This is a genomic window from Mycolicibacter virginiensis (assembly GCF_022374935.2).
GTDB classification, from domain to species: Bacteria; Actinomycetota; Actinomycetes; order Mycobacteriales; family Mycobacteriaceae; genus Mycobacterium; species Mycobacterium virginiense.
In genome coordinates, this window is record NZ_CP092430.2 from 2,518,628 (window position 1) to 2,537,040 (window position 18,413).

At 66.4% G+C, this 18,413-nt stretch carries 16 protein-coding genes; 6 read left to right on the forward strand and 10 right to left on the reverse strand.

Annotated elements, in window-relative coordinates; genetic code table 11:
* The first annotated feature begins 62 nt into the window (after positions 1-62).
* Positions 63-2,273, forward strand: coding sequence for an acetyltransferase SucT (gene sucT / locus MJO54_RS12175; protein WP_434006646.1), 2,211 nt, complete (start codon positions 63-65; stop codon positions 2,271-2,273).
* Positions 2,274-2,323: 50 nt separating this feature from the next.
* On the forward strand, positions 2,324-4,492 hold the full coding sequence (glgX, locus tag MJO54_RS12180; RefSeq protein WP_105295552.1) for a glycogen debranching protein GlgX: 2,169 nt from the start codon (positions 2,324-2,326) through the stop codon (positions 4,490-4,492).
* A gap of 1 nt (position 4,493) precedes the next feature.
* Here the strand turns inward: glgX and MJO54_RS12185 are convergent, their stop codons facing one another.
* From MJO54_RS12185 to MJO54_RS12195, 3 genes are all read right to left on the reverse strand, one after another.
* Positions 4,494-5,843, reverse strand: a complete 1,350-nt coding sequence (locus MJO54_RS12185) for a threonine/serine exporter family protein (protein ID WP_240174976.1) — start codon at positions 5,841-5,843, stop codon at positions 4,494-4,496.
* 81 nt (positions 5,844-5,924) lie between these two features.
* Positions 5,925-7,238: a threonine ammonia-lyase IlvA gene (gene ilvA, locus MJO54_RS12190; protein WP_434085407.1), complete on the reverse strand. Its 1,314-nt coding sequence runs from the start codon at positions 7,236-7,238 to the stop codon at positions 5,925-5,927.
* Positions 7,239-7,266: 28 nt separating this feature from the next.
* A complete protein-coding gene (locus tag MJO54_RS12195) occupies positions 7,267-7,704 on the reverse strand; it encodes a nitroreductase family deazaflavin-dependent oxidoreductase (protein ID WP_240174977.1) in 438 nt (145 codons plus the stop codon).
* A gap of 90 nt (positions 7,705-7,794) precedes the next feature.
* Here MJO54_RS12195 and MJO54_RS12200 point away from each other — a divergent pair, with 90 nt between their 5' ends.
* Complete coding sequence (locus tag MJO54_RS12200; protein WP_046283071.1) at positions 7,795-7,998, forward strand: hypothetical protein; 204 nt, start codon at positions 7,795-7,797, stop codon at positions 7,996-7,998.
* A gap of 13 nt (positions 7,999-8,011) precedes the next feature.
* Here MJO54_RS12200 and MJO54_RS12205 read toward each other — a convergent pair whose 3' ends face one another.
* The 4 genes from MJO54_RS12205 to MJO54_RS12220 form a co-directional block, all read right to left on the reverse strand.
* Complete coding sequence (locus MJO54_RS12205) at positions 8,012-8,398, reverse strand: hypothetical protein (RefSeq protein WP_240174978.1); 387 nt, start codon at positions 8,396-8,398, stop codon at positions 8,012-8,014.
* Between the two features lie 86 nt (positions 8,399-8,484).
* Positions 8,485-8,955 carry a DUF488 domain-containing protein gene (locus tag MJO54_RS12210; RefSeq protein ID WP_064889589.1) on the reverse strand — a complete coding sequence of 157 codons (471 nt, stop codon included), beginning with the start codon at positions 8,953-8,955 and terminating at the stop codon, positions 8,485-8,487.
* Positions 8,956-9,018: 63 nt separating this feature from the next.
* Positions 9,019-10,851: a fatty acid--CoA ligase FadD11 gene (fadD11, locus tag MJO54_RS12215; RefSeq protein WP_240174979.1), complete on the reverse strand. Its 1,833-nt coding sequence runs from the start codon at positions 10,849-10,851 to the stop codon at positions 9,019-9,021.
* A gap of 24 nt (positions 10,852-10,875) precedes the next feature.
* Entirely contained in the window at positions 10,876-11,673 is a 798-nt protein-coding gene (locus MJO54_RS12220) for an enoyl-CoA hydratase/isomerase family protein (RefSeq protein ID WP_240174980.1), read from the reverse strand.
* Between the two features lie 86 nt (positions 11,674-11,759).
* On the opposite strand from MJO54_RS12220, the gene MJO54_RS12225 reads away from it, so the two are divergent.
* The gene (locus tag MJO54_RS12225; RefSeq protein ID WP_240174981.1) at positions 11,760-12,593 is read left to right on the forward strand and encodes a class I SAM-dependent methyltransferase; all 834 of its coding nucleotides are present in this window, start codon (positions 11,760-11,762) and stop codon (positions 12,591-12,593) included.
* Between the two features lie 9 nt (positions 12,594-12,602).
* Here MJO54_RS12225 and MJO54_RS12230 read toward each other — a convergent pair whose 3' ends face one another.
* The gene (locus MJO54_RS12230) at positions 12,603-13,319 is read right to left on the reverse strand and encodes a hypothetical protein (RefSeq protein ID WP_240174982.1); all 717 of its coding nucleotides are present in this window, start codon (positions 13,317-13,319) and stop codon (positions 12,603-12,605) included.
* Positions 13,320-13,591: 272 nt separating this feature from the next.
* Positions 13,592-13,978, reverse strand: coding sequence for a MerR family transcriptional regulator (locus MJO54_RS12235; protein ID WP_240174983.1), 387 nt, complete (start codon positions 13,976-13,978; stop codon positions 13,592-13,594).
* A 54-nt stretch (positions 13,979-14,032) separates the two neighbouring features.
* Here MJO54_RS12235 and MJO54_RS12240 point away from each other — a divergent pair, with 54 nt between their 5' ends.
* A complete protein-coding gene (locus tag MJO54_RS12240; RefSeq protein ID WP_240174984.1) occupies positions 14,033-14,485 on the forward strand; it encodes a PPOX class F420-dependent oxidoreductase in 453 nt (150 codons plus the stop codon).
* Positions 14,486-14,489: 4 nt separating this feature from the next.
* On the opposite strand, the gene dnaE is transcribed toward MJO54_RS12240, so the two are convergent.
* A complete protein-coding gene (dnaE, locus tag MJO54_RS12245) occupies positions 14,490-18,041 on the reverse strand; it encodes a DNA polymerase III subunit alpha (RefSeq protein WP_240174985.1) in 3,552 nt (1,183 codons plus the stop codon).
* 137 nt (positions 18,042-18,178) lie between these two features.
* On the opposite strand from dnaE, the gene MJO54_RS12250 reads away from it, so the two are divergent.
* Complete coding sequence (locus MJO54_RS12250) at positions 18,179-18,409, forward strand: dodecin family protein (RefSeq protein WP_046283061.1); 231 nt, start codon at positions 18,179-18,181, stop codon at positions 18,407-18,409.
* Positions 18,410-18,413: the final 4 nt, after the last annotated feature.

Below are 18,413 nucleotides of genomic sequence, written 5' to 3' on the forward strand. Positions count from 1 at the left end.
TCGACGTCACAACGCACAGAATGCGGTTTCTCCAGGCAGGTTAGGTAGATTGTCGGGCGATCATGATTGCCCTGTCCCCGCCTCGACCGGCAGTAAAAGCTGTCGCGGAACCCGCATCCGGTCCACGTCCGACCCCCGGGTCGGCCACCGCGATGGGCACCCGCAAACAGGGCTTCTACCGCCACGATCTGGACGGTCTGCGGGGCGTCGCAATCGCGTTGGTGGCGGTGTTCCACGTCTGGTTCGGGCGGGTCTCCGGCGGGGTCGACGTCTTCCTGGCGCTCTCGGGTTTCTTCTTCGGCGGCAAGCTGCTGCGGGTCGCGCTGAACCCGACCTCGTCACTGTCACCGGTCCCCGACCTGGTCCGGTTGGTCCGCCGCCTGCTGCCCGCCCTGGTGGTGGTGCTGGCCGCCTGCGCGGTGCTGACCATCTGGATCCAGCCGCAGACCCGCTGGGAGACGTTCGCAGACCAGAGCCTGGCCAGCCTCGGCTATTACCAGAACTGGGAGCTGGCCCGCAGCGCCGCGGACTACCTGCAGGCCGGTGAGGCCGTCAGCCCCCTGCAGCACATCTGGTCGATGTCGGTGCAGGGCCAGTTTTACTTGAGCTTCCTGCTGCTCGTCTTCGGCTTCGCCTTCCTGTTCCGGCGCGTGCTCGGCAAGCACCTGCGTGCCGCGTTCGTCGTGCTGCTCACGGCGCTGACCGTGGCCTCGTTCTGGTATGCGATCGTCGCGCATCAGGACAATCAGTCACTGGCCTACTACAACAGCTTCGCCCGCGCCTGGGAGCTGTTGATCGGCGCGCTGGCGGGCGCGCTGGTCCCCTACATCCGCTGGCCGATGTGGCTGCGGACGGTCGTCAGCACGGTGGCGCTGGCAGCCATCCTGAGCTGCGGGGCCCTGATCGAGGGCGTGCGAGAGTTCCCCGGCCCGTGGGCGCTGGTGCCGGTCGGCGCCACGGTGGCATTCATCCTGGCCGGGGCCAACCGGCAATCCCGGCCAAGTACCAGCGCCAAACTGCCCTGGCCCAACCGGTGGCTGGCGTCAGCGCCGCTGGTGACGCTCGGCTCGATGGCCTACTCGTTGTACCTGTGGCACTGGCCGTTGCTGATCTTTTGGCTGTCCTACAGCGGGCATCGGCACGCAAGCCTGCTCGACGGCGCAGTGATCCTGTTGGTGTCGGGTGTCTTGGCATATCTGACCACCCGGTTCGTCGAAGATCCGCTGCGCTCCCGCAAGCCCGCCGGCCAGGCGGCTGCGCCGGTGGTGCGGCCGCGGTGGCGCAAGCCCGCGGCCGGCTGGTGGCGGCGCCCGACGTCGGTGCTGGGCTCGACGGTGGTGCTGCTGGGGGTGGCGCTGACGGCGACGTCATTCTCCTGGCGCGAACATGTCACGGTGCAGCGTGCCAGCGGCACCGAGCTGGTCAAGCTCAGCAAGGACGACTACCCCGGCGCCCGCGCGCTGCTGAAGCACAAGCGAGTCCCCAAACTGCGGATGCGGCCCACCATCCTCGAGGCCAAGAAGGACCTGCCGCGCTCCACTCGGGAAGGTTGCATCAGCAACTTCACCAACCCGGACCTGATCAACTGCACCTACGGCGACAAGGAAGCGACGCGGACGGTCGCGCTGGCCGGCGGATCGCATGCCGAACACTGGCTGCCCGCGCTGGACATCCTCGGCCAGCGGCACCACTTCAAGGTGGTCACCTACCTCAAGATGGGCTGCCCGCTGTCCACCGAGAAGGTCCCGCTGATCATGGGAAACAACGCCCCCTACCCGCAGTGCTACCAGTGGGTGGGCAAGACGATGGAAAAGTTGATCGCCGATCACCCGGACTTCGTATTCACCACCGCCACCCGGCCGTGGAACATCAAACCCGGCGACGTGATGCCGGGAACCTATATCGGGATCTGGAAGCAGCTGTCGGACAACCACATTCCCATCCTGGGAGTCCGCGACACCCCGTGGCTGGTCCGCGACGGTGACCCGTTCCAGCCGGCGGACTGCCTGGCCTCCGGCGGTGACGCGGAGTCCTGCGGCATCAAACGCTCCGAAGTGCTCGTCGAGCGCAACCCCACCCTGGACTTCGTTGGGAAATTCCCGCTGCTCAAGCCGCTGGACCTCTCCGACGCCGTCTGCGACAAAGAGATCTGCCGCGCGGTCGAGGGGAATGTGCTGGTCTATCACGACTCTCACCACCTGTCGGCGACCTACATGCGCACCATGACCGGAGAGCTCGGTCGTCAGATGGGTGCGGCCACCGGCTGGTGGTGAACCCGGCCATGCTCGGCGGCGGACGCCGGGAAAGCGGATAAGGTCGAGCGGTGTCGTCGGCTGAGTCGGGTCCCGAGCCCCCACCAGAGCCGTCCGCGCCCACAGTCTGGCCCGGAAACAGCTATCCGCTGGGCGCGGTATACGACGGAGCTGGCACCAACTTCGCGGTGTTCTCCGAAGTGGCCGAGCGCGTCGAACTCTGCCTGATCGACGACCGTGACCACACCGAGACCCGGATCGCCCTCGATGAGGTGGACGGCTACGTCTGGCACGCCTACCTTCCTGGCGTCGGCCCCGGGCAGCACTACGGTTTCCGGGTACACGGACCGTTCAACCCCGCCGCGGGCCAGCGCTGCGACCCCAGCAAGCTGCTGCTGGACCCGTACGGCAAAGCCTTTCACGGCTCCTTCGACTTCGGCCCGGAACTGTTCTCCTACGACCTGGCCGATCCCGACAATGGTGCTGCGCCCCCCGGACTCGACTCGCTGGGCCACACCATGACCAGCGTGGTGATCAATCCCTACTTCGACTGGGCGGCCGACCGATCACCGCGCACCCCGTATCACCAGACGCTCATCTACGAGGCGCACGTCAAAGGCATGACCGCGACCCACCCGGGCATTCCGGCCGAACTACGCGGCACCTACGCCGGGCTGGCACATCCGGTGATCATCGACCACCTCAAGTCGCTGAACGTCACGGCCATCGAGCTGATGCCGGTCCACCAGTTCCTGCACGATCAGCGACTGCTGCAGCTGGGGCTGCGAAACTACTGGGGTTACAACACGTTCGGCTTCTTCGCGCCGCACAACGAGTACGCGGCCAACCGTCAGGCCGGCGGTGCGGTGGCCGAGTTCAAGGCAATGGTGCGCGCGTTCCACCAAGCCGGCATCGAGGTGATCCTCGACGTGGTCTACAACCACACCGCCGAAGGCAACCACCTGGGCCCGACGCTGAACTTCCGCGGTATCGACAACGCCGCCTACTACCGGCTCGACGAGGACGACCTGCGGCACTACACCGACTACACCGGCACCGGCAACAGCCTCAACGCCCGCCATCCGCACACCCTGCAGCTGATCATGGACTCGTTGCGCTACTGGGTGACCGAGATGCACGTCGACGGCTTCCGCTTCGATCTGGCCTCCACCCTGGCTCGGGAATTGCACGACGTCGATCGGCTGTCGGCGTTCTTCGACCTGGTGCAACAGGACCCGGTGGTCAGCCAGGTGAAGCTGATCGCCGAGCCCTGGGACGTCGGCGAAGGCGGCTACCAGGTGGGCAACTTCCCGGGGCTGTGGACGGAATGGAACGGCAAGTACCGCGACACCGTGCGTGACTACTGGCGCGGCGAGCCGGAAACCCTCGGCGAGTTCGCCTCCCGCCTGACCGGCTCCTCGGACCTCTACGAGGCGACCGGGCGACGTCCCAGCGCAAGCATCAACTTCGTCACCTGCCACGACGGATTCACGCTGGCGGATCTGGTGTCCTACAACGAGAAACATAACGAAGCCAACGGCGAGGACAATCGGGACGGCGAGAGTCACAACCGTTCGTGGAACTGTGGTGTGGAGGGCCCAACCGACGACCCCGCGATCCTGGCGTTGCGGGCCCACCAGATCCGCAACATCATGGCGACCCTGCTGATCAGCCAGGGCACCCCGATGATCTTGCACGGCGACGAGATGGGCCGCTCCCAGCGCGGCAACAACAATGTCTATTGCCAAGACTCCGAACTGTCCTGGATGGACTGGACGCTGGCTGAACGCAACGCCGACCAACTTGCCTTCACTCGGGCGATGACCGCGTTGCGCGCCGCACACCCGGTGTTCCGGCGACGCCGGTTCTTCGAGGGCCGGCCGATCTGCGGCGGCGACGAGGTGCGTGACATCGCCTGGTTGACCCCGGCCGGCGAGGAGATGACTCAGCAGGACTGGGGCAGCGAATTCGGCAGGTGCGTCATGGTTTTCCTCAACGGCGAGGCCTTGCCGGAACCGGATCTGCGCGGGCAGCGGATCATCGACGACTCATTTCTGTTGTGCTTCAACGCCGGTGAGACAGCGGTGGACTTCGTGACACCCAATACCGATTACGCACAGGTCTGGACCGCGGTGATCGACACCGCGCATCCGGCCGGCAGTACCGACCTGGTGGTTGACGCCGGGCAGGTGGTGACGGTGGCGGGCCGCTCGCTGACCGTGCTGTGCAAAAGCCGGTGAGCTAGGCCGCCCGGCGCCCGAAGTAGCGGATCCCGGCGAGCTGTGGAATGCGATACGGGCTGCGGAGGCGCCGCGTCGCCTGCCCGCGTCCGCGCAAGTGATATCGGCTCAGTTCGCGTCGCACCGAGGGCGCCAGCAGCGGCCCCAACACGGCGCCGGCGCCCAGCGCCAGGGCAAGCCCGGCGGCCAGTCCGAGGGTGCCTCCGGCGTTGGGCTGCCCGTTGACCAGTTGCACGAAGCCCCGGAACAGGGTCAGTCCGGGAACCAGCGGGATGATGCCCGCCATGATGATCACCAGCGGCGTGACCCGCAGCCGCGGCGCCAGCAGGGTGCCGACCAGCCCGGTCGCCGCGGCGGCCGCGAACGAGCTCACAATCGGATTGGCCTGCACCAGTTGCAATCCGAAGAACAGCAGCGTGGCGGTCGCCCCGGCGAGACCAGCCGCCAGTGCCGCCTTGAGTTGCGCGTAGCCGGCAAGCGCAGCGGCGGCCGCGCCGGTGGCGCCCGCCATTAGGTACACCGGAACGCTCAGCGCCGCGACCGGCATCTCGGGGCTCACCCGGACCTGCACTCCGAACGCCCCGCCGATCTGCACCGCGATCGAGACGCCGACCAAAATGCCGACCGACAAGAGCAGGATGTCCATGCCCCGGGAGACGGCCGTGAGTTGGTAGCCGGTGATGGCGTCCTGCACGGAGCCGACGGTGGCCAGCCCGGACAACAGCACCACGATATTGGCGGCCACCACCGGTGCCACCGGGGTCCCGGCGGGCAGCCAGCCGACGGCATGCAGGCCGATGGCCACCCCGGTGGCGACCGCGGCGGCGACGACCTGCTGGAACAGCAGTGGCAGTTGCCAGCCGTTGAGCACGCGGCCGATCCGGTCGATCAGGGCGGTGGTGCCTGCCGAGATCAGGGCGACCAGGGGCCCGGCGCCGATCAGTACGGCGAAGGCACCGGCCATCACCGCCCAGCCGGTGGTGGCCACCCAGCGGGGATAGGGGTGGTCGGCCCGAATCACGATGTCGAGCTGCTGTTGCACCCACTCGGGATCGGGCGTCGTGTTCACGACGCGCTCGGCCAGGTTGGTGGCCAGCTGCAGCCGGGTGTAGTCCAGTGAGCGTGACTGCACCAGATACATCGCGGTGACCGGGGCGCCCGGCACCCCGCGCGGTACCGACACCCGGATCGAGTTGGCCATGATGTCCACCTGGGTCTGCGGCAGCCCGTAGGCGGTGGCGATGGCCAACATGCTCGAGGCGACGTCGGCGGTTCCCGCCTGTGACCCCAGCAGCAGCTGCCCGAATCGCAGGGCGATATCCAGCACCCGACGGACGTCGGTTTCATCCATGCGCATTGTCTCCGATGACACCATCACGGTCGGCTACCCGTTCGGCGCCCGGAGCTCACCTGCCGCGGCGGATCCGCGCTGCTACAGCAGGTAGCGATAGGCCGGAGAGCCCGGCTCCAGCGGCTCGACGTGGATCTCCGAGGTGCGCATCCGGTCCAGCAGGCCGTCGAGATCGGCAGCCGAGCCCAGTTGCACACCGACCAGGGCCTCGCCGGTCTCCCGGTTATTGCGCTTGACGTACTCGAACAGTGTGACGTCGTCGCTGGGCCCGAGAACCTCGTCGAGGAAGCGCCGCAAGGCGCCCGGTTCCTGGGGGAAGTCGACCAGGAAGTAGTGCTTGAGGCCCAGGTGCACCAGCGAGCGCTCCAGGATCTCGCCGTAGCGGGAGACGTCATTGTTACCGCCGGAGATCAGGCACACCACCGTGGAGCCCGGGGCGACATCGGCCTCCAGCAGCGCGGCCACCGAGAGGGCGCCCGCCGGCTCGGCGATGATCCCCTCGTTCTGATACAGGTCGAGCATCGCGGTGCAGACCGCACCTTCGTCGACGGTGGTCACCGACACCATGTCGCCGGCCCCGGACAGCACCGCAAACGGCAGCGCACCGGCACGCCGGACGGCCGCACCGTCGACGAACTGGTCGACGTGGTCCAGGCTCACCAGCTCCCCCGCGGCCAGCGCGGCCATCATCGATGCGGCGCCGGCCGGCTCGACGCCAAGCACGGCACTCTTGGTGGTCCGCTCGGCCAGGTAGGTGGTGATGCCAGAGATGCAGCCACCGCCCCCGACCGGCACCACCACCAGGTCCGGTTCGGTATCGAGCTGGTCGAGTAGCTCCACCGCGATGGTGCCCTGGCCCGCCATTGTCCGCAGGTCGTCGTAGGGCGGCACCAGCGTCGCACCGGTGCGGGCGACATCGGCCAAGGCCGCCTCCGCGGCCAGGTCGTAGGTCGCACCGCCGACGATCAGCTCAATGAACTCGCCGCCGTGGTAGCGAATGCGGTCCCGCTTCTGCTTCGGCGTCTTGGCAGGCACATAGACCCGGCCGTGCACACCGAGCGACCGGCACGCGTAGGCGAATCCCTGCGCGTGATTACCGGCCGACGAGCACACCACGCCGGCCGCGAGCTCGGCCTCGCTGAGCTGGACCAGCAGGTTGTAGGCGCCACGCAGTTTGTAGGAGCGCACCGACTGCAGATCTTCACGCTTGACATAGACGTTGGCGCCGGTCAGCTCTGAGAGCCGGTCGCTGTACTGCAGCGGGGTGGGTGCGACCACACCGGCGATTCGCTTGGCCGCCGCGTCAATGTCGGCCGCGGTCAACGGACCCTTCAACGGGCCCTGTGCGGGGCCTGGATGGGAGCCACTTCGGTTCTGGCGCAGTTCGGCGGACACCGCAATATGGTGTCACCCAGCAGGGGGTTCAGCCCACCGGGGTCAGCACGAACACCGGGATCTGACGATCGGTCTTCTCCTGATACTCGGCGTAGTACGGGAACGCTTCGACCGCGCGTTCCCACCACAGCGCCTTTTCCTCGCCGAATACCTCGCGGGCGTCGTAGTCGCCGGTGACGGGTCCGTCCTGCAGCTCGACGCGCGGGTTCGCGGCGACGTTGTAGTACCAGACCGGGTTCTGCGGGGCGCCGCCCAGCGACGCGACGATCGCGTACTCACCGTTGTGCTCCACCCGCATCAGCGGGATCTTGCGTAGCTTGCCGGTCTTGGCGCCGACCGTGGTCAACAGCACGACCGGCTTGCCTTTCATCTCGATGCCCTCGGTGCCACCGGACTCCATGTACTTCTCGGCGTTCTCACGTGACCAATCCAACGGGCTGGGTGCATATTCTCCGCTCAGAGGCATGCAGCCAGAGTAGTACCGTGCTACGACATAACAATCCGACCTGCAGATTTCGGCTGGCCTAACAATTGGTTATCGCGTACCGTTAATCGCATGACCACCGCCGAGCGCTTCGGGCAGCAAGTGCCCATCGCCGGTGTGCCCTGGCCGGCCTACAAACTGGTTGCGCTGGCCATTGGCCTGGTCACCCTGTTGATCGTCGGTGCCGTGACAGCCAGCGCAGCGGCCGCGGTTCTGACCGCGGCTGGTGTCTGTACCGCGGTGTGGCTCGGCTTGGGACCGCTTCGCCGATCGTGACTGGGGCCGGGCGTTACTGCTCGAGCTTCTCGCCTTGAAGGCTGTAGCGGGGATTGGCGTGGCCGCGCGGGCCCGTCACTTCCACCTGGATGCGCGGCGGAGCGCCTTCGACAGCCACTAACGGGTAGGAGATCGTCGCCCCGGACGCGGTTGCCTGCTCGATACCCGACTGTCCCGGAGCCTCCTGGATGCTCCTGGCGATCACGTTCGGGTTCAGGTCGGCACGAGGGATGGTGTTCTGCTCGAGTGCGCCCGGTTCACTGCCGGTCAGATCCACCGGGATGGGCGCGTCGACGGCCGCCTTTCCGCGGCGGTAGTCATATTCATCGACATTGCTCGGATTGTTCGGATCCACCACCTGCATCGCGACCATCGACGGGTTGACTGACACCCGGATCACGCCGTAATCCGGCACGCCGACTTTGGCGTCGATCGCCTTGAACGCCCGGGCTGGGGAACCCTAACGCCCGCAGATGGGCCCGGCCCTCAGCCGTCATAGACCAGGACGCCGTGGGCAACTCGGGCTTCGGCGGTCGGCCGATGGTCGCGCAGCTTGCCGTCGTGCATCAGGTGCCGTACCTCGGTTGCGCGGACCAGTGCGAGATAGTCGGCGATCAGCTTGCGATGACATCGCCACCAGACGGTCTCGGCGCACATCACCGCAACCTGTTGGCCCGCCGCTTCCGCCAGCAGCTCGTCGATTCCGGCCTGGAAGTCCGCGCTGCGCATGTAGGCCGCGTAGGACCGAAACGAGTCATTGCGCAACCCGATGTCGGGGCTTGGCCCCTTGACCCGTCGCCAGCCGCCGAGCCGCGGTTCCCACCGATAGCCGATGCCGGCTGCTGGCAGCCAGTGCTGCATCTCCTCTCGCGCGGTGTCGGGATTGCGCCGGCTTCCCGGAGCGCTGCGTACGTCGACCAGGCTTTGCACGCCGGCACCCGCGAGCAGCGTGGCGATCTCGGCCCGGTCCGCGGTGCCGTGGCCGAACGTGAAAACCGTTGGCGACGTAGCATTCTCCCGTCAGACTGCGGCGGCCGGTGCCGCGTCTTCGGCGGCTCGGGGCTGATGTACCTGGGGACCCGGGTCGTGGGCGTAGAGGCTTTCGATCTCCTCGGCGTATTTCTCGGCGATCGGCCGTCGTTTGAGTTTCATCGTCAGCGTCACCTCGTCGCCGCCGGGTTCCCATAATGCGGGCAGAACCCGGAAACGCTTGATCTGCTCGACCCGAGACAGCTTGGCGTTGCCCTCGGCGACGCCCGCCGCGATCTGCGCGATCACACCCGGGTCATCGGCCAGCGCTGACGGTGTCGCCGAAAGGCCATGAGCAGCGGCATAGGGCGCCACCGAGTCGGCGTCGAACACCATCAGCGCGGTGTTGTAGGGCCGGGAATCGCCGATCGTGACCATCGCGCCGATCATCGGGCAGGCCGCCAGGATCGCGTTCTCGATGTTCGCCGGCGACATGTTCTTGCCCGCCGCGTTGATGATCAGTTCCTTCTTGCGGTCGACCACCCGCAGATAACCCTCGGCGTCCTGTTCGAGGATGTCGCCGGTGTGCAGCCATCCGTCGGCGTCGATCGCCTCGGCGGTCTTCGCCGGCTCCTTGCGGTAGCCCCGCATCACCAGGGGTCCGCGCACCAAGAACTCGCCGTCGTCAGCGATGCGGCTTTCCAGTCCCGGCAACAACTTTCCGACCGTACCGAGCCGGGCATCCCGCGGGTGCACGGTCGTCGCCACGCAGCTGAGTTCCGACATGCCCCACACTTCGCAGATCGGGATTCCGAGACCCGCGAAGAACGCGATGGTCTCCTTGGGAATCGGCGCCGCGCCCGACACCGCCCACCGCAGCTCACCCAGGCCCAGCTTGGCACGAAGCCTGGACAACACCAGCTCGTCGGCCTGCGCCCACTCCGCGGCCAGCTCGTCGGGGACCGGGTCACCGGCCAGTTGCGCCGCGGACCGTTTCGCGCCTACTGCCAGCGCCCACTGCAACGCGGCGCGACGATTGTCGTCCGGCTCCCCCGCGACAGCGAATTCGACTGCCGCCTTGAGCTTCTCCCACACCCGCGGCACCGCGCCCCAGATCGTCGGCCGCACATCCGGCAGGGCCGCACCGATCTGGCGTGCGTCGGGCACCACGGTCACCTGGACTCCGGCGATCTCGGAGTTGTAGAGGCCCATCGCGCGGTCGGCGATATGCGCCGAGGGCAGGTACGAGGTGATCCGGTCGCCGAAGCGCACCCCGAGCACCGCGTCGAGGGCAGCCGCCTCGAACAGCAGATTGGTGTGCGTCATCTCCACACCCTTGGGCAGGCCGGTGGTACCGGAGGTATAGATCAGCGTCACGACATCGTCGGGCTGCACTGCCCGCCAGGCAGATTCGAAGTCAAAGTCGTTGTCGGCGGCGGCCAGCAGCTCCTCGACCGACAAAGTGCCGTCCGGATGCCCGTCTACGCAGACGATGTGTTCGATCGCCGCTCCGCTGGCCCGGATGGTCTCCACATACGCCTGCTCGCACATCACGACCTTGGTGCCGGCATTGGCGAACAGGTAGCCGAGCTGCTCGGCTGGCAGGGTGTTGTACACCGAGAACGACGTCGCGCCCAGATGCTGTGCTCCGACCTCCAGCGGGTAGAACTCGATCCGGTTCGCCATCATCAGCGACACCGTGTCACCGCGGCGTACCCCGAGCCCGGCCAGGCCGGCCGCGACTTGGCGCACCTGCTGGGCGTAGTCACGCCAGGTCAGGGTCTGCGTATCGCCGACGGTGCGCAATGCGACCGCGTCCGGATCGATTGCGGCGGTGCGCTGAAAGGCCTCGCATAAGGTGGCCGCCGGCGGTGTCTGCGTCATCTGTTCCTCCTGCTCGCGGCCGCGTCAGCGGCGACTGACTCGTTCCAGATATGCCATCGCCGATGCCTGCGATTCGGGATCGTGCACCGCGGTGACCAGTGCATCGGCGTCGTTCCAGCTGCGAGTGGTCCCCACCATGCCGTCGGTCACGGCATTGACCTGCCGTTTGGTGCCGCCCAACGTGAGGGCGGACTTGTTGACCAGCTGGCCCACCAGCTCGTCGACCGCCGTGTCGAGGTCTGCCTCGGGTACCACTCGGTTGAGGAATCCGATCGCCTTGGCCTCGGCGGCACCGAACGGGCGGCAGGTCATCACCAGTTCCTTGGTGAGCGCCGGACCTATCTCGCGGACCAGCCTCGAGATCCCGCCCCAGGCCAGCGGAATGCCCAGGTCGACCTCCGGAATCGAGAACCGGGTGCCCTCGGCCGCCACCCGCAGGTCACACGCTGCGGCCAACACGACGCCGCCGCCCACACAGTGACCGTGCAGCCGCGCCACCGTCACCGCCCGCATGGCCTCGATGGCCTCTGCCATCCGACGACCGGCGTCGGCGGCCTCCCGCAGGGCTCCGGCACCATCGGCGGCGGCCACGAACGCGGCCAGATCGGCGCCGGCAGAGAACGCCCGGCCGCTCCCGGCCACGACCACCACCTTGACCGCGGGCCGAGCATCGAACCAGCGGGCCGCCGCCACCAGCTCGTCGAGCGTCACGGTGCCCAGCGGGTTGAGCTTGTCAGGCCGACTCAGCGTGATGGAGCCGAGCGCCCCGTCGGCTGTCACCGCGATGGTGGAGGCCTGCAGAATCTCGGTGGCGGTTTCCATGGCGTCGACGTTAGTGGCGCTGCCCCGGCCAAGGCGCGGGATTGCCGTTACGGGCCGCTACCGGCGATATCGCTTACGGTGAGCGAATGTCGATTCCCGTCACCGAGTTCAGCCGCCTCGAGCAGACCGCCTTCCTCACGGCGTATGCCCGCGCACTGGACTGTCGTGCTCCCGTCCCGATCCTCGGTGACGAGTTCTCCGACCGTGTCGTCGGCCTCATCGATTACGACTTCCCCGCATTCCGGATCCCGGCCAGTGTGGTGCGACAGACCGCCCTGCGCGCCAAAATGCTCGATGAGCGCGTCCGCGCCTACACGGCTGCGCATTCCGACGCGGTGGTGGTCGACCTCGGTGCCGGGCTCAACGAGCCGTTGGCGCGGGTGAAGCCGCCGGCCGGCGTCGATTGGTACAGCATCGATCTGCCGCACGTGATCGCGCTGCGCGAGAAGGTGGTACCGGCTCAGCGCGCCGAGCATATGATCGCCGCCGATCTCACCGGTACGGAGTGGACCGACGGGATCCCGGTCGGGCGACCCACCATGGTGATCGCCGACGGGCTGTTCGCCTTTCTCACCGAGCCGCAGGTCATTGCCCTGATAGGGCACGCCATCGACCATTTCGGTACCGGTGAGTTGGCGTTCAACGACTACGGCCGGGTCGGGCCGTTCAGCTGGCTGGGCATGAAGCTGGCGCCCCGCGGAATGTTCACCGTGCTGCGCCATGTCTGGGCCAATCCCGGCTTCACCGACCCTCGCACGCCGCAGCGGTGGGAGCCTCGGCTGCGCCTGGTCGAACAGGCCTGCCTGGCGCACGCCGCCGAGGTGGATTCGTTTCCCGGCCCGGCCCGCGCGATCACCCGGCTTGCCGGCCGATTCAAGTCGGTGGCCGGCAAGGCCCGGGTGCTGCGCTACAAGTTCTGACGTGCCTGGCTAGACACAACCGCCGAGGAAGTCACACGGGTCGAAGTCCAGGTTGGCGAACGGATCGTTCGGAATGAGATAGTCCGGAACCTCAGGGGTCCACGAGTGGAACAGGCTGTTCCATATCTGCATCGGGGCGTCGTCGCCGAACTGGATCACGCCCGCGGACGTGAAGTTGATCGGGTCTGTCACCACGGAGTAGTTGATGTCACCGAGAGACATGACCCAGTAGTTCAGGTCGTGCGGCCCGACGCCGTTGATCGTCAGGTTGGTGAAGTCGCCGATGTTGACCTCGTAGATCGAGGATCCGGACAGATATCCGAAGTTGCCCAGGCTGCTCATATCGAAGTCGGCGGGCAGGCTGGAGTTGGCGGTGAAGTCACCGAATTGGTAGGCCCTGGTGGAGAAGAACGAGTTCCAGTAGTCCTCGATCTTGATGTTGTACGTTCCGGCGTCGATCGTGTTGTCGCCGTCGGTCACCTGGACGGTGTAAGGCTGGTCGCCCTTCCAGTCCGTGATGACCGGACGGATGCCCTCGTATTTCCAGTTCCCATCCAGAATGTCACCCATCACCAGGCAGACCGCCCCGTTGCAGGTCTCGTACGGGCCGCCGTCCAGGAACGGGTCCCCCGCCGCGTTGGCGGTCGACACGGGTAGTACCAGCGCGGCGAATGCGGCGGCAGCGCCCATCCCGAGCAGGTTGAGAAGACGACGCGAAACCCACATGACTGCCTCCGTGTTGTTCATGCACATGCTTTTCTGTGTATCAACAGACGTTTTTCGTTACGTCTGTGTTACAACATTGATATCCTATGCTAATTCTATTCTTGGGTAAAGTTCGATTATTTGGGTTAGTGCGCCCGCCGAAACCGGCTCCGCACAGCCGTCAACAGTCTCCACCTCCCCCCGAGGCCACACGTGTTGTGTGAGAAGTTTCAGACGTTACACCAGTGATGCGATGTTGTAATCAGGAACGGATCTAACCGTAATGTTGAGAGTCAGACTTTCGGCGGATGGATTCCACAGGTACACGCGTCGATGGACGGACAGGTGCACCGCATTCCCCATTCGATGACCGCGCGAGCGCGCGACAACGACTCCAGCTGCGCATCGATCTCGGCGAGCTTGGCCTGGGCCAGCGCATGGCTCGCCGGACGCCCGGGCGCGTCATCGGCGAACAGCAACGCAATCTCGTCGAGCGCGAACCCCGCCGCCTTGCACAGGCCGATCACCTCCAGCCGGGCCAGCACTGCTTCGTCATAGCGGCGCTGGCCGCCGGCCCGAGGCGGCGACGCCAGCAAGCCGATCCGCTCGTAGTAGCGCAGTGTGGTTGCGGCGACGCCGCTGCGGTGAGCCACTTCGCCGATGGTGAACCGACCGGACATCGGCACCTCCGAAGGACTTGACTTGAAGTCAACTCTAAGTTGTTTCGTGGTGGTATGCATCCCCAACAACTCGAAGAGCTACGCGACACCCGCTACGCGCTGCTGCGCACCTTCCGCCGCGACGGCACGCCGGTGGACACTCCGGTGTGGTTCGCGGTCGAAGACGGCGCCGTGTTGTTTCGGACCAAGACCGGACCCAAGACTCGCAGGCTGACCCCTCGTCCGGATGTCGAGCTGACCGCCTGCGATTATCGCGGCCGGCGCCGTCACCATGCGACCGCGCTGCGCGGCCGGGCCACCATTCTGTCTGGCAATGAGGCCGAAGCCGCCAACCGCACCCTGCACCGGCGCTACGGCTGGCAGTGGAACGTCGTGCCGATGGTCCCGGTACCCGGCGTGACCAACGTCCACCGCGACCTGCCACTGCGGGACAAGTTGCGGCGCACCCGAACTCGTAACCTGTGGCCGGACAGCGTGATCGTCCGAGTTGTCCCGCTCGGGCGGTAGACCGTTACCCGCCCAGGCAGCCGGGGCCGAGCAATGCCTTCAAATCGCCCATCAGTGCCGACGACGGCGTCACGCGCAGCGAGGGATCCAGCTCCAATACGGTGATGCGCTCCCCGCTGATCAGCCGCAGCTGTACCTGCGCGGTGCCGGGATGGCGGGTCAACACCTGCTTGAGCGCACTGACCTTGTCCATCGTGCACTGCCGGGTCGGAAGGCTCACCGCCAGTGGACGATCCGGGGCATTGGCGGAGAAATCAGGCACCACCAGTTCGTTGGCGATCAACGAGATCCGGTCGTCGCGGATGTTGACCTTGGCGCTGACCAGCACCACGGCGTCGTCGGCGACGTCAGCGCCGTACGCCGAGTAGGTCTGCGGAAAGAACATCACTTCGATGCCGCCGGTGAGATCCTCCAATTGCGCCGAGGCCCAGGGCAATCCGTTCTTGTTGACGCGGCGGTTCACCGATGCCAGGATGCCGCCCACCCGCACCTGGGTGTCGGCGGCGACGTCACCCTCCAGGATCGCCGGGATCTGGGTGTCGACCTGGGCGGCCAGCAGATGGGCGATGCCGTTGAGCGGATGCCCGGACACATATAGGCCGAGCATCTCTCGCTCCAGGGCCAGCTTGTGCTTGTCGGCCCACTCCTCGTCGGGCACCTTGATGCCGAAAACGGCGTCGGTGGCGGCACTTTCGCCGTCTCCCCCGCCGAACAGGTCGAACTGCCCCACCGCCTCGGCCTTCTTGGTGCCCAACACCGAGTCGACGGCGTCGGTGTGCACCAGGAACAGCCCCTTACGCGGGTGCCCCAGCGAGTCGAAGGCGCCGGCCTTGATCAAGGATTCGGTGACCTTCTTGTTGCAGGCCGCGATGTCGATCTTGTTGAGGTAGTCGGAGAAGTCGGTGAACCGGCCCTTGTGTGTCCGGGTGGCGATCAGGGAACCGACGACATTGGCGCCTACGTTGCGCACCGCGCCCAGCCCGTAGCGGATGTCTGGGCCCACCGAAGCGAAGTTCAGCTCGGACTCGTTGACGTCCGGCGGCAGCACGGTGATCCCCAGCCGGCGGCAGTCAGCCAGGTACACCGCGGCCTTGTCCTTGTCGTCGCCGACCGACGTCAACAGTCCCGCCATGTATTCGGCCGGATAGTTCGCCTTCAAGTAGGCCGTCCAGTACGACACCAGTCCGTAGGCGGCCGCATGCGACTTGTTGAACGCGTACCCGGCGAACGGAAGGATGGTGTCCCACAACGCTTTCACGGCCTTCTCGGAGAAGCCGTTGGCCGTCATCCCCTCATAGAAGCCCTTGTATTCGGCTTCCAGCACTTCGAGCTTCTTCTTGCCCATGGCTTTACGCAGCGCATCGGCCTTGCCCATCGTGTAGGAGGCGACCTTCTGCGCGATGAACATGATCTGCTCTTGGTAGACGATCAGGCCATAGGTCTCCGACAGGATGCTGCGCAGCGGCTCTTCGAGCTCGGGGTGGATCGGCTTGATGACCTGACGGTTGTTCTTACGGTCGGCGTAGTCGTTGTGGGCGTTCATGCCCATCGGGCCGGGCCGGTAAAGCGCCAGCACCGCGACGATGTCGTTGAACTCGGTGGGCTGCATGCGGCGCAGCAGGTCACGCATCGGGCCGCCGTCGAGCTGGAACACGCCCAGGGTGTCACCGCGGCCCAGCAGTTCGTACGTGGCGGGATCATCGAACGGCACGGTGTCCAGGTCCAGGTCGATGCCCCGGTTGGCCTTGATGTTCTCTAGACAGTCGCCGATGATCGTCAAGTTGCGCAGGCCCAGGAAGTCCATCTTCAGCAGGCCGATTTCTTCACACGACGGGTAGTCCCAGCCGGTGATGATCGCACCGTCCTGCGGGCGCTTCCACAACGGGATCGCGTCGATCAGCGGCTCGGAGCTCATGATCACCGCGCAGGCATGCACGCCGGCGTTGCGGACCAGGCCCTCCAGGCCGCGTGCCGTCTCGTAGATGGTCCGCACGTCGGGATCTGTGTCGATCAGCCCGCGAACCTCCGCGGCCTCCTTGTACCGCTCGTGGTTCGGGTCGGTGATACCCGACAGCGGAATGTCCTTGGCCATGATCGGCGGCGGCAGCGCCTTGGTGATCCGGTCGGCGATCGCATAGCCAGGCTGGCCGTAGTGCACACGGGCTGAATCCTTCAGCGCCGCCTTGGTTTTAATGGTGCCGAAGGTGATCACCTGGGCGACCCGGTCACTACCCCACCGCTCTGCGGCGTAGCGCACCATCTCGCCGCGGCGACGGTCGTCGAAGTCGATGTCGATATCGGGGGCCGACGGCCGTTCCGGGTTGAGGAAGCGTTCGAACAACAGCCCGTGCGGGATCGGGTCGATGTTGGTGATCCCCAGCGCGTAAGCCACCAGCGACCCGGCGGCCGAACCTCGGCCCGGGCCCACCCAGATGTTGATCGAGCGGGCGTAGCTGATCAGGTCCGCGACGATCAAGAAGTAGGACGGGAATCCCTTGCCGCAGATGACGTCGATCTCGTAGGACGCGCGGTCGGTGTACTCGCTCGGCACACCTGCCGGAAAGCGTCGTTCCAGACCCGCCTGCACCTCGTGGCGCAACCAGGATCCTTGGTCATGACCGTCGGGCACCGGAAACACCGGCATCCGGTCGCGCGGCGCCCAGACATCGGCATAGGACTGCACCCGCTCGGCGATGAGCAGGGTCGAGTCACAGGCGTCGGGCAGCTGGGCGTCCCAGAGCGCGCGCATCTCGGCGGCCGACTTCAGGTAGTAGCCGTCCCCGTCGAACTTGAAGCGGGTGGGATCCGACAGCGTCTTGCCGGTCTGAATGCACAGCAGCGCCTCGTGATTCTGCGAGGCGTCGCGGGTGACGTAGTGGCAGTCGTTGGTGGCCAATGTCGGGATGCCAAGCTTGCGCCCGACCTCCAGCAGCCCTTCGCGTACCCGGCGCTCGATGGACAGCCCGTGGTCCATCACCTCCAGGAAATAGTTCTCCGCTCCGAAGATCTCCCGCCATTTGGCGGCCGCCTCCAGCGCCTCTCGTTCGTGGCCCAGCCGCAGCCGGGTCTGCACCTCCCCGGACGGGCAGCCGGTGGTGGCGATGATGCCCTCGGCGTGCTCGGCGATGATCTCGGCGTCCATCCGCGACCATTTGCCGAGTTGGCCCTCGAAGGAAGCCAGCGAGGAGAGCTTGAACAGGTTGCGCAATCCGGTGGCGTTCTCGGCCACCATCGTCATGTGGGTGTAGGAGCCGCTGCCGGAAACGTCGTCGCTCTTCTGGCTGGGGTCACCCCACTGGACCCGGCGGGTGTCGAAACGAGACGCTGGGGCGATGTAGGCCTCCACCCCGATGATCGGCTTGATGCCGGACTTGGTCGCCGCGTTGTAGAACTCGCTGGCGCCGAACATGTTTCCGTGGTCGGTCATCCCGATCGCGGGCATCTCCAACCGCTGCGCCTCGGCCAGCATCGGGGCGATCTTCGCCGCGCCGTCGAGCATCGAGTACTCGGTGTGGTTATGCAGGTGCACGAAGGACCGCGAGGATGAACTGTCCATAGGACCGCCAGTCTATGGCCGAGCACCGACGCTTCTCGGGCGTGTCGTCAACCGTGTCTTTCCCGCTGCCGTTTCCCGGGACAGCGGGCGCCGCCGTGCACTACGTTGAGGTTCGGCGCAAGCGAGGAGAGTCACACATGAGCGTGTACCGGGTGATCGACATCATCGGGACCAGCCCGTCGTCTTGGGAGAACGCCGCGGCCGAAGCGGTACACCGGGCCAAGCAGACCATCGACGACATCCGCGTTGCTCAGGTCGTCGAGCAGGATCTCACCCTCGACGACAAGGGCGGGATCATCTACCGCACCAAGCTGCGCATCTCCTTCAAGATCCGGCCGCCGAAGTCGGCCAAGCCGGCCGACGAATAGCGCT